7 protein-coding genes and 1 pseudogene are annotated in these 9,923 nt (G+C 68.3%); all 8 read right to left on the bottom strand.

Annotated features, from left to right (window positions below):
- Positions 1–518, bottom strand: a pseudogene (locus WC493_RS19735) (hypothetical protein); the annotation flags it as partial.
- Between the two features lie 297 nt (positions 519–815).
- On the bottom strand, positions 816–1,856 hold the full coding sequence (locus WC493_RS19740) for a toprim domain-containing protein (RefSeq protein ID WP_373067718.1): 1,041 nt from the start codon (positions 1,854–1,856) through the stop codon (positions 816–818).
- On the bottom strand, positions 1,856–6,202 hold the full coding sequence (locus WC493_RS19745) for a strawberry notch-like NTP hydrolase domain-containing protein (RefSeq protein ID WP_373067721.1): 4,347 nt from the start codon (positions 6,200–6,202) through the stop codon (positions 1,856–1,858). Before WC493_RS19745 ends, WC493_RS19740 begins: the two co-directional genes overlap by 1 nt.
- Before the next feature lie 153 nt (positions 6,203–6,355).
- On the bottom strand, positions 6,356–6,652 hold the full coding sequence (locus tag WC493_RS19750; protein ID WP_102114778.1) for a hypothetical protein: 297 nt from the start codon (positions 6,650–6,652) through the stop codon (positions 6,356–6,358).
- Positions 6,649–6,912: a DUF6117 family protein gene (locus WC493_RS19755; protein ID WP_102114779.1), complete on the bottom strand. Its 264-nt coding sequence runs from the start codon at positions 6,910–6,912 to the stop codon at positions 6,649–6,651. The genes WC493_RS19750 and WC493_RS19755 overlap by 4 nt, the downstream gene beginning before the upstream one ends.
- Entirely contained in the window at positions 6,909–7,325 is a 417-nt protein-coding gene (locus WC493_RS19760) for a hypothetical protein (RefSeq protein ID WP_102114780.1), read from the bottom strand. Before WC493_RS19760 ends, WC493_RS19755 begins: the two co-directional genes overlap by 4 nt.
- Positions 7,326–7,391: 66 nt before the next feature.
- Positions 7,392–7,613, bottom strand: a complete 222-nt coding sequence (locus WC493_RS19765) for a hypothetical protein (protein WP_373067724.1) — start codon at positions 7,611–7,613, stop codon at positions 7,392–7,394.
- A gap of 60 nt (positions 7,614–7,673) precedes the next feature.
- Positions 7,674–9,812 carry a ParB/RepB/Spo0J family partition protein gene (locus WC493_RS19770; RefSeq protein ID WP_102114782.1) on the bottom strand — a complete coding sequence of 713 codons (2,139 nt, stop codon included), beginning with the start codon at positions 9,810–9,812 and terminating at the stop codon, positions 7,674–7,676.
- Positions 9,813–9,923 lie beyond the last annotated feature (111 nt).

The raw sequence follows: 9,923 nt of genomic DNA on the forward strand, positions 1-9,923 counted from the left end.
CGGCTGTCGATCATCGCGGCGGTGAGGCGGCGATGGTTGACGCGCGAGCCGGTGCGCTGAGACCAGGGTGAGCCGGTGGCGCGAAGATAGTGGTCGGCGGCGCTGTCGCGGAAGACTTCTAGGCTGTCGCGCCGTTCGATCAGCGATTGCCCAAGGTCGATCAGGCGTTCGAGCTGGACGGATTTGACCTCCGAGCCATCCTGTTCGCGCTGGAGCCGCTTCTGCGCCTGCTCGTTGTCGTCGAGTTTGCGGTCGGCCCGCTCGACGGCGCGGTGGAACGTATTGACGGTGGACCAGAGGAGATCGTCGAGGTCGGGATCGAGGCTCGTATCTGCCACGGTCGAGATCAGGGCGTCGAAGATGTCGGCGACGGCGCCTTCGATGATGCGGTCTTCCGGCACGGGCCTGGGATCGGCTTCGTCTTCGGAGGGCCGGTAGCCGTAGAGTTGAAGCTCCTGCGCAATCTGGTCGGTCGGGGATGCGGCGTGTTCGGGTTCGTAGTCGTCGTGCTCGCTCATGGGATGCTCCGTCGGTTGGACCGCGACCGTCGCGGCCTTCATGGCGACGAAGCCCATGGGCGGGACGGGCTGGCAGTCCGAGCAAAGCGAGGGCCTTGATGGCCAAGGCCGACTATTTTGTCTCGCGATGGAAAGCGGCCCGCAGGGCCGCGCCGGAAAATAGTCGGCCGCCGCCATTGTCGGCCTGGCCCGTTTGTGGGCCGATCGCCCTCTCGAAGGCCGAGGCGCGGTCCTCTCCGATGGTTGACGCAAGCCTGCGGGCATGATGACGGCAGCCGTGACGTCCGTCGCGGGCGGCTAAGCCGCCTGAGCCATGAAGCGGGCGACGTCCTGCGGCGCGAGCTGCACCCGCAGGCTGGCGCGGAGCGCATCGAGCCCGAGGCGCCGGAGATCTTCGTTGAAGTCCTCCAACACCGGCGAGAGCACGATGGCCTCGATTCCGGCCGCGTTCGCCCGTTCGACCAGGTTGTCCCGTGCGCCGTCGCCTGCCGGGTCGTTGTCGCGCAATATATAGAGTCGGCGCAGCGTCTCGGGGAACAGGATGGCGGCCAGATGGGCTGCGGACAGCGCCGCCGCCATCGCCATGTGCGGTATCGTCTGACGCGCCGACAGGACGCTTTCGATGCCTTCGCCCGCAGCCATCGCCTCGCCGGCGATCCCGAAGCGAACGGCATGGCCGAGCAAATCGCCCATCGCCTTGCGCTGCGTTTCGATCGGCGCCTTGTCGGAGCCGTCGGGGGCGAGCCAGGTGCGATGCGCGCCGGTGATCGCGCCCCTGAGATCGGTGACGGCGGCGATCATCGCCGGCCAGGTTTCGGTCGGGCCATGGTCGTCGGGCCGATAATAGCAGCGTGGATGGAAGCGGAGGTTTCCGGTTCCGTGCAAAGCCGTAATGCCGCGATGGCGAAGATACGTCTCTACGGGGGTGCCGCTGATCGGCTGCGACATGGCGAACAATCGCCTTGCCGCCTCGGCCGAGCCTGACGGGGCCGGCGTGCTCGGTCGCTTCTTCGTCGCCGGCGCGGGTTTCGGACGCGGCAGGCTGAGAAAGCTGCGGGCTTCCTCGACGACATCGGCGAAGTCGATGAGGCCGCAGCTTTCCCGGATCACGTCGAGCAGATCGCCATGCTCGCCGGTGGCGGCGTCGGTCCATTTGCCCGCTGGCCCCTTCGCCGTCGGCTTGAGCCGGACGAACATCGAGCGGCCGGGCGTGTTGCGTGCATCGCCGACCTGCCAGTAATTGCCCCGACGATGGCCGGAGTCGAGATAGTGGCGGCACACCGCCTCGGCCTCCCGGCCGAGACGGGTCGCCAGATCGGAAGCGTCGAGACGGGTCATCACGCCGCCTCGCGTTCGCCGATGCGCTGGACCGGATAGCGGCCCAGCACGCGCTCCAGCACCGCAGGACCGGCGCTATCGGTTGGCACGAACATCCTGAGCTTCCAGGAGATGATCTCGTGGAACAGTCCGTAGGCGGTGAGCCGCTCGCGCATCGTGTCGGTGAAACCCGACAGTTCGATGCGGTTGGCGCCCATCACACGGACGCGGCGAAGTTGAAGCCCCTCGGCGAGGTCGAGGATGGTGCGGCCATCCATCAGCGCCATGAAGGCGTCGGCGGGCGCGAGCGTGGCTGCGCCGGTCGTGGTCGCATTGGCCGCCCAGGCGGGTGAGACCTTGCGGCCGACGATCCGCTCGCCCTCGTCGGTCTGGAGCCGATAGACGCGGGTGGACTCGTTCGGTAGCCGCTTCCAGATCGGCAGCAACAGGCCGACGACGATATGGATCGTGCTGTCGGAGAACGCCGGCACGTCCGCGACCTCGGCGTTCCAGGCCGAGGCGAAGTCGTTCCGTTCCGCCTCGTTCCAATGGGTCTCGCCCATCATCTTCACCGGAACGGTGTGCGATTCCATCGGCCGGATCAGCCGGACGCGGCGTTCGATCTCGCCATCGTCGAGCATGATCGAGGTGGCGGGGATCTGCACAGCGGCGCGGCCCGACCGTTCGTTGACCAGCAGCCTGGCGCCGGATTCGCCGAGATGGGCGAGCGCGTCGTCCAACGTGACCGGGCGATTGCGGGTCCGCTGCGCAATAGTGAGGAGCCGGGTCTCGGCGCCCGTGCCCGGATGCGTATAGATGGTCTGGCGGCCGGTGACGGTGAAGCCCTCCGCCGTCAGCGTCTCCAGCCCGACATCGTAGATGCCAGCGGCGATAGCCCCCTCGATCTTGGCGGTGAGAAGCTGCTCAAAGGCGGTGAACAGGATGCCCTGAAGCTCGATGGTCAGGGCCAGCAGTCGGTTGAGGAAAGTGGTGATCGGGGGCAGTTCGTCCTTGATGCCGTTCGCGTCCATCAGCTTCAGGCCGGTGGCGGATTCAAAGCGCTCGAGCGAGCAGCCTTCGACCTTGCCGCGCACCAGCAGGAGATAGAGCTGGCGGAGCGCATCGCGGGCGTAGGGGCTTTCCAGATTGTCCTCGGGGCGGAACAGGCCCTGGCCGCCGGTCTGGCGTTGGCCGCGGGTGATGGCGCCCAGCGTGTCGAGCCGCCGGGCGATGGTGGAGAGGAAACGCTTCTCCGCCTTGACGTCCGTGGCGATGGGCCGGAATAGCGGCGGCTGCGCCTGGTTGGTTCGATGCGTGCGGCCGAGGCCCTGGATGGCGGCATCCGCTTTCCAGCCGGGTTCGAGCAGATAGTGGACGCGCAGCCGGGTGTTCCGCGCCGAAAGCTCGGCGTGATAGCTGCGGCCGGTGCCGCCGGCGTCCGAGAAGATCAGGATGCGCTTGCTGTCATCCATGAACGCCTGGGTTTCGGCGAGATTGGCGGCGGCGGCGCGGTTCTCGACGACGAGACGGTCGCCGCCCGAAGGCGTGCTCTTGTGGACGATGCGCCGCGAACGGCCCGTCACCTCGGCCACCAGCTCCGAGCCGAAATGCTGGACGATCTGGTCGAGTGCGCCGGGCACGGGCGGCAGGGAGGCGAGCTGCGCGATCAGCTCGTCGCGGCGCGCGACGGCCTCGCGGCTTTCGACGGGCTGGCCGTCGCGATAGACCGGCCGCGACGAGAGATTGCCCTCGCTGTCGGTGAAGGGCTCGTAGAGCTGCACCGGGAAGGAATGGGCGAGGTAGTCGAGAACATATTCCCTCGGCGTGATGTCGACGCGAACGTCGTTCCATTCCTCGGTCGGCAGGTCGGCCAGACGGCGTTCCATCAGCGCCTCGCCAGTCGAGACGATCTGAATGACAGCGGCATGGCCGGCTTCCAGGTCGACGCTGATCGACCGGATCAGGGTCGGCGTCTTCATGCTGGTGAGCAGATGGCCGAAGAAGCGCTGCTTGGCGCTCTCGAAGGCCGAGCGGGCGGCGGACTTGGCCTGCCGGTTCAGCGTGCCGGACGTGCCGGTGATGTTGGCCGCCTCCATCGCCGCGTCCAGGTGGTTGTGGATGATGGCGAAGGCCCCGGCATAGGCGTCGTAGATGCGGGTCTGCTCAGGGCTAAGCGCGTGTTCGACCAGCTCGTATTCCACACCGTCGAAGGAGAGCGAGCGGGCCGTATAGAGGCCGAGGGCGCGCAGGTCGCGGGCCAGCACCTCCATCGCCGCGACGCCGCCCGCTTCGATCGCCTCGATGAACTCGGCCCTCGTCGAGAACGGAAAATCCTCGCCACCCCACAGGCCGAGCCGCTGGGCGTAGGCGAGGTTGTGGACCGTGGTGGCGCCGGTCGCCGAGACATAGACGACGCGGGCATTCGGCAGCGCGTGCTGGAGGCGCAGGCCGGCGCGACCCTGCTGCGAGGCGGCGACGTCGCCGCGTTCTCCCTTGCCGCCACCGGCGTTCTGCATGGCGTGCGCCTCGTCGAAAATGAGGACTCCATCGAAGTCGGAGCCCAACCATTCGACGATCTGCCGGACGCGCGAAACCTTCTCGCCGCGGTCATCGGAGCGTAGCGTGGCATAGGTTGTAAACAGGACGCCTTCCGGCAGCGTGATCGGCCGCCCCTGCGGGAAGCGCGACAGCGGCGTGACCAGCAGGCGCTCCATGCCGAGCGCCGACCAGTCGCGCTGCGCGTCCTCGATCAGCTTGTCGGACTTGCTGATCCACACCGCCTTGCGGCGGCCCTGGAGCCAGTTGTCGAGAATGATCGCCGCGGACTGACGGCCTTTGCCGACGCCGGTGCCGTCGCCGATCATGAAGCCGCGCCGGAAGCGAGCGGCGTTCTCTGCATCCTCGCGCGCGGCGGTGACGATGTCGAAGGTGGCGTCCACCGTCCACGACCCGGCGAGATGGTCCGCGTGCGCTTCGCCCGCATAGATCACAGTCTCAAGCTGGGCGTCCGACAAAAGCTCGTGGATGTTGGGCGGCAGGCTTGGCCGATAGCTCGGCTTGGGCGGAGCGACCGAAGCCATTGCGGCCGACTGCACCAGCCGGGTCGGATGGGCCTGGGCGCCGGCGATACGGATCGCCTGCAATCCGTATTCCTCGTAGATGCTCTCGGACAGACGGCCGCCTTCGCCGGCGAGCCAGTCCTGGGTCTCGTAGGCGAGCGGCAGGCCCTCCGGTTCGGCCATCGGCGCAGTCGCCGGGCCGGCCTTGGCGGCGCGGTTGATATAGCCACGCACGCTGCGAGGGGTGGAAGGCGCGATGGCCGGGACCACAACGGAGGGATCGACGGCGGGCCGTTCCGGCATATGCTCGTTGAGCCAGCCCAGCAGCGTGGCGACGTCCGGCGCGATTCCGGGCGTCGCCGGAAACACGACGGGATCGTCGGCGGGCCGCTTGTCGATGACGGTCAGGCGCGTCTCGATGGTGGTGCCGTGTTTGGCATAGACGGGGCCGTCGATGACCGCGGAGAAGACGACGCGCCCGCGCGCCTGCAACCGGATGAAGGCGTCCCGCCAGGCCGGATTGTCGGGTGCGAAGCTGGCGCCGGTGATCGCCACGAGCCGGCCGCCGGGGGCCAGACGCGCCAGGGCCGAGCCGACATGGCGGTAAGCGGCGTCCGCCATGCGGCCCTCGACATTGGCCATGACCGAGAAGGGCGGATTCATCAGCACGACGCTGGGCATCACGGCGGGATCGAGATGATCGTCGATCTGCGCCGCGTCGAAACGAGTGACGGAAATGGCCGGGAAGAGAAGCGACAGCAGATTGGCGCGGGTGTCGGCCAGCTCGTTGAGAACGAGCGCGCCGCCCGCGATTTCGGCGAGGATGGCGAGCAGGCCGGTGCCCGCCGACGGCTCGAGCACCCGGTCGGCCGGAGTGATGGCCGCGGCGTGGGCGGCGACCAGGCCGAGCGGGATCGGCGTCGAGAACTGCTGGAAGGTCTGGCTCTCCGCCGAACGCCGCGTATGCGTCGGCAGCAGGTTGGCGATTTTCGACACCGCGGAAAGGCGAGCCGCCGGAGACCCGGCTTTGCGGAAAAGCGCACGTCCGTATTTACGGAGGAATAGGACGGCCGCCGCCTCGCAGGCGTCATAGGCCGTCTTCCAGTCCCAGGCTCCGGTGGCGTCCGACGCGCCGAAGGCGGTCTCCATCGCCGCACGCAGGGCGGCGGCGGCGACGCGCTCGCCGCGTTCGAGATGAGGCAAGAGCTGGCCGGCGGCCGCGAGGATGGCGGCGGCGGGTTCGGGATTCGAGCCGAGCGGAAGCGGCGCGGCGGCGGTCGCCGCCGCCGATGCGGAAATCATGGTCATGGTGGGAACCTCTTGGAGAGCGGGAAAGGGCGAGCCCGCGCGGCGCTCTCTCTCGACCGCACCGGCTCAAACCCGTCCCGGCGGCCCTCTCACTCTCAAGGCGCCTGCACGGAAAAAGCGCCCGACCGTGAGGTGGGGCGCTTTTTGAGGGGATCAGATCCAGAGCCCGTCCGCGATCTCGGAGGCGACGAGCGTGCGGGCCTTGCGGATCAGGTCATCGCCGCAGGTATCGACATGGCCGAAGAACCGCGCGCGAGCGCCGTTCGCGGTCCAGTCGGCATAGGCGCAATATTCCCGCGCCTCGGATCGAAACGCCCGCATGTCGCTGGCCCAGTGAGGCTTGGGCTCGACGACGACGGTGAGGCCGCCTCGGGTCTCCAGCCAGGGCAGAGACCGCTCATGCGGCGGATGCTGGCGATCCGCCGCGAAGATGGCGTCGATGTCGGTCATGGCGCCTCTCCCGTTTCGGGCCGCACGAAGCCTTCGGGATCGTCGGGATCGGGCGGCAGATAGGCGTCGTAGGGATTGCCGTCGGCGAGATGGCCGAAGGGCGCGAAGACGTAGTCGCCGTTGTCCCGCCCCACGGCGCAGATGACGTAGCGCGGGCTGCCCGTCACCGCGTCGAGGCATTCCATAAGGGCGAGATTGCCGTCGCCCGCCGCGCGCAGCAGGGTCTGGAAATTGCTCCGGGCATAGGAGGGGATGCTCATAGCGGGCCTCCCTCGCCGGAGAGGGTCTGGGCAAGCCAGCCATCGGTGTAGATCCAGTCCACGGTCTCGCCGGTGGCGAGGTCGAGGACATGGGCGCCGCCGCCGAACCCGTCGAGACGCGGCCGCGAGCAGGTGTTGGCGTATTGGAAGCCCCATCTGCCGGTGAGGCCGAACTCGGCGGCGCAGCGCTTCACGAACTGGATGAGGCGCTCGGGATCGCCGGTCACGTCGTCGCGCATCCAGAGTTCGGTGCCGCCGTATTGCGGCTCGATCGACAGAAGGAAGCCCTCCGAGGGCGGTTCCTCCGACGCGCCTTCCGCGGACAGCGTATTGTAGAGATCGAGCGCACGGGCGGCGTTCTCGGGCGTGCCGACGTCGAGCAGGCACGAGAAATGCGTGAAATAGTTGGCCATGACAGGCTCCTGAAACGAGAAAGCCCGGCGCGATGGCCGGGCTCGGTTGAGGGATGATCGAAGGGGTCAGTAGCCGAACCGCCAGGATGGCCAGGGCTGGCCATCGTCGGCGGCGGCGACGGCTTCCGGCAGATAGCCGGCATCGCCTTCGACCAGGGTTGGATCGCGCACCGGCGTTTTGTCGATGACGGTGACGCAAACGACGAGACCGTCTTCGACCTCGACGTGGACGGGCACGAGATACTGAAAGACGACGCGGCGCGTGCCGGACGGGTCGGGTTCAATCATGGAAGGTCTCCTTGCGAAGATGCGGGGAAGCGACCTCTCGCCGCTCCCCCGCCGTGAGGGTCATTCGGCCGCGATCGTTAGGGCGTCCTCGTCCTCGATCTCTTCGGCATCCTCGTCGCCGTCCTCGCTGAGGAAGGCCGGCAAGGCGGCCTCGTCGTCGGCGTCGGCCTCCGCGCCCGGTTCGATGACCTCCCCGTCATGGGGATCGATCAGGCGCAGCGGCTCGGGCAGCCAGGCGGTGTCGGCCAGCAGGCGCTCGGCCTCCTTGGCCATGTCGCCCTTCTTCAGATGGTCGATGAGCTGGGCGGCCCGTTCGCCGGCGCCCTCCCGGACGGCTTCGAGGATGCGGGGCTTGGTGACGCGGCCGAGATAGTTGCCGACCGTCGGCCGCCAGCCCGCCGCCACCATGTCGAGGCCAGTGGCGCGCGCCAGCCGGTCGGCCTGGGCGAGGCGGACATCCAGCCCATGCTGGCTGACGCCTGATCCGTAGGGGTTCGGCCGCTCGAACAGCGCGTTCACGCCGAAGCTGACGCAATGGGCGAGCAGATCGAGGCGCGTGCCCGGATCGAGATCGGTGAGCCAGTCCCACAGCGCCTGGTCGTCGGCTGGAACGTGATCGCCCCAGCGCCCGTGCCGCTCGGCGATCTCGTGCGCGGCCGCGCTGTCCTTCAGCTCCTCCGGTTGGGCGGAGAAGAAGACGTGGCGGACGCTGGCCTCGAGGCAGCCCGTCGGCGCGGGTCGCCGGAAGGTATCGCTGACCAGCTTGTGCAGCAGCATGGTCATGGCGACGTCGGGATGCTCGGCGAGCGCGTTGCGCAGCGCCAGCGTGCGATGCGCGGTCAGCTCGATGACGAGGCGCTCGGGCAGCGGCTTGATGCCGTCCTCCTCGTCGTCTTCCGGCTCCGCGGCCTGGCCGCCGACGGTGACGACGGCGCGTTGAACGGCGGGCGTGGCCGAATGGCCGGTGTCGCCGTCCGCCTCCGTCGTATCGTCTCCATCGGGATCGACTGGGCGCTCGTCCTCGGGGCGGACATAGCCGCGGTCCACCGACAGCGAGCCGTCGGCGTCGAGGCTGACGAAGACGCCGGCGATGGCGATGTTGGCCGGATCGTAGATCGCCGGGCGCTGCTCGAAGGCGTCGAGCGCCTGCTCGATCTCTCCGAGACGCGCGTCGATCTCGTCAGGCAGCTCGTCGGCTTCGGCATATTCGGCCTCGAGCCGGTCATACTCGTCACGCAGCCCCTCGCGGGTGGCGCGCTCCTCGTCAGTCAGGTCGACCGCCGTTCCGACAAGCTCCCGAAGCCCGTGCTCGTGGCCGTAGGGAAAGCTCAGGGCGGCCTCGACCCACTTCCAGCCTTCGCCTGCGATCTCGTCGGCGGCGGCCTTGAGCTTCTCGGCCACCAGGCGGTCGAGCAGGGCCGGGTCTTGCAGCCAGCCGCCGTCGTCGGACTGGAAGAGGTCGCGCAAGACGATGCCGCCGGCCGCTTCATAGGCTTCGACGCCCACGAAGACGGCCCGCCTGTCGGAAGCCCGCACCGTGGTCTCGGTCAGCATCCGGCGGATGTGATAGGGCTCTTTCTGCCAGCCATCCTTGATCGCGTCCCAGACCTGTTCCTGGCGGGCGTGGTCGGAACTGACGGTGAAGGCCATGAGCTGCTCGAGCGTCATGCCGTCGTCGGCGTAGATCTCGAGCAATACCGGCGAGACGGAAGCGAGGCGCAGGCGCTGCTTCACGATATTGACGCCGACGAAGAAGGCGGCGGCGATGGCTTCCTCGGTCATGCCCTTCTCGCGCATGGCCTGGAAGGCGCGGAACTGATCGAGCGGATGCAGCGGCGCGCGTTCGATGTTCTCGACCAGCGAGACCTCATCGACCAGGATGTCGCTGTTAGCGTCGCCGACGACGCAGGGCACCGGCGCAGTCTTGGCCAGACGCTTCTGCTTCACCAGCAATTCCAGCGCGCGATAGCGGCGGCCGCCGGCGGGCACCTCGAACATCCCGGTCTCGGCGCCATCGGCGTCGAGGACGGGACGGACATGCAGGCTCTGGATCAGGCCGCGCCGGGCGATGGACTGGGCCAGCTCTTCGATCGAGACGCCGGCCTTGACGCGCCGGACGTTGGACTGGCTCAGCACCAGCTTGTTGAAGGGAATGTCGCGCGCCGACGACAGGATGATCTTCTGAATGGCAGTCGCCATGATCGTTACTCCGCGACGGGCGGCCGAGAGCCTCTCTCTCGACCTCCGACCCGTCACGAAGCCAAGCGCAGCCCTCTCACTCTCAGGAGGGCCGCGCCGGGCGGGCGGAAA

Source organism: Zavarzinia sp., from assembly GCF_041650655.1.
Lineage (GTDB): Bacteria > Pseudomonadota > Alphaproteobacteria > Zavarziniales > Zavarziniaceae > Zavarzinia.

What these genes read in the sequence shown, in the direction of transcription:
- WC493_RS19770 (WP_102114782.1), bottom strand. Translation starts at nt 9,812, where the DNA reads ATGGCGACTGCCATTCAGAAGATCATCCTGTCGTCGGCGCGCGACATT.
- WC493_RS19755 (WP_102114779.1), bottom strand. Translation starts at nt 6,912, where the DNA reads ATGAGCATCCCCTCCTATGCCCGGAGCAATTTCCAGACCCTGCTGCGC.
- WC493_RS19760 (WP_102114780.1), bottom strand. Translation starts at nt 7,325, where the DNA reads ATGGCCAACTATTTCACGCATTTCTCGTGCCTGCTCGACGTCGGCACG.
- WC493_RS19740 (WP_373067718.1), bottom strand. Translation starts at nt 1,856, where the DNA reads ATGACCCGTCTCGACGCTTCCGATCTGGCGACCCGTCTCGGCCGGGAG.
- WC493_RS19745 (WP_373067721.1), bottom strand. Translation starts at nt 6,202, where the DNA reads ATGACCATGATTTCCGCATCGGCGGCGGCGACCGCCGCCGCGCCGCTT.
- WC493_RS19750 (WP_102114778.1), bottom strand. Translation starts at nt 6,652, where the DNA reads ATGACCGACATCGACGCCATCTTCGCGGCGGATCGCCAGCATCCGCCG.
- WC493_RS19765 (WP_373067724.1), bottom strand. Translation starts at nt 7,613, where the DNA reads ATGATTGAACCCGACCCGTCCGGCACGCGCCGCGTCGTCTTTCAGTAT.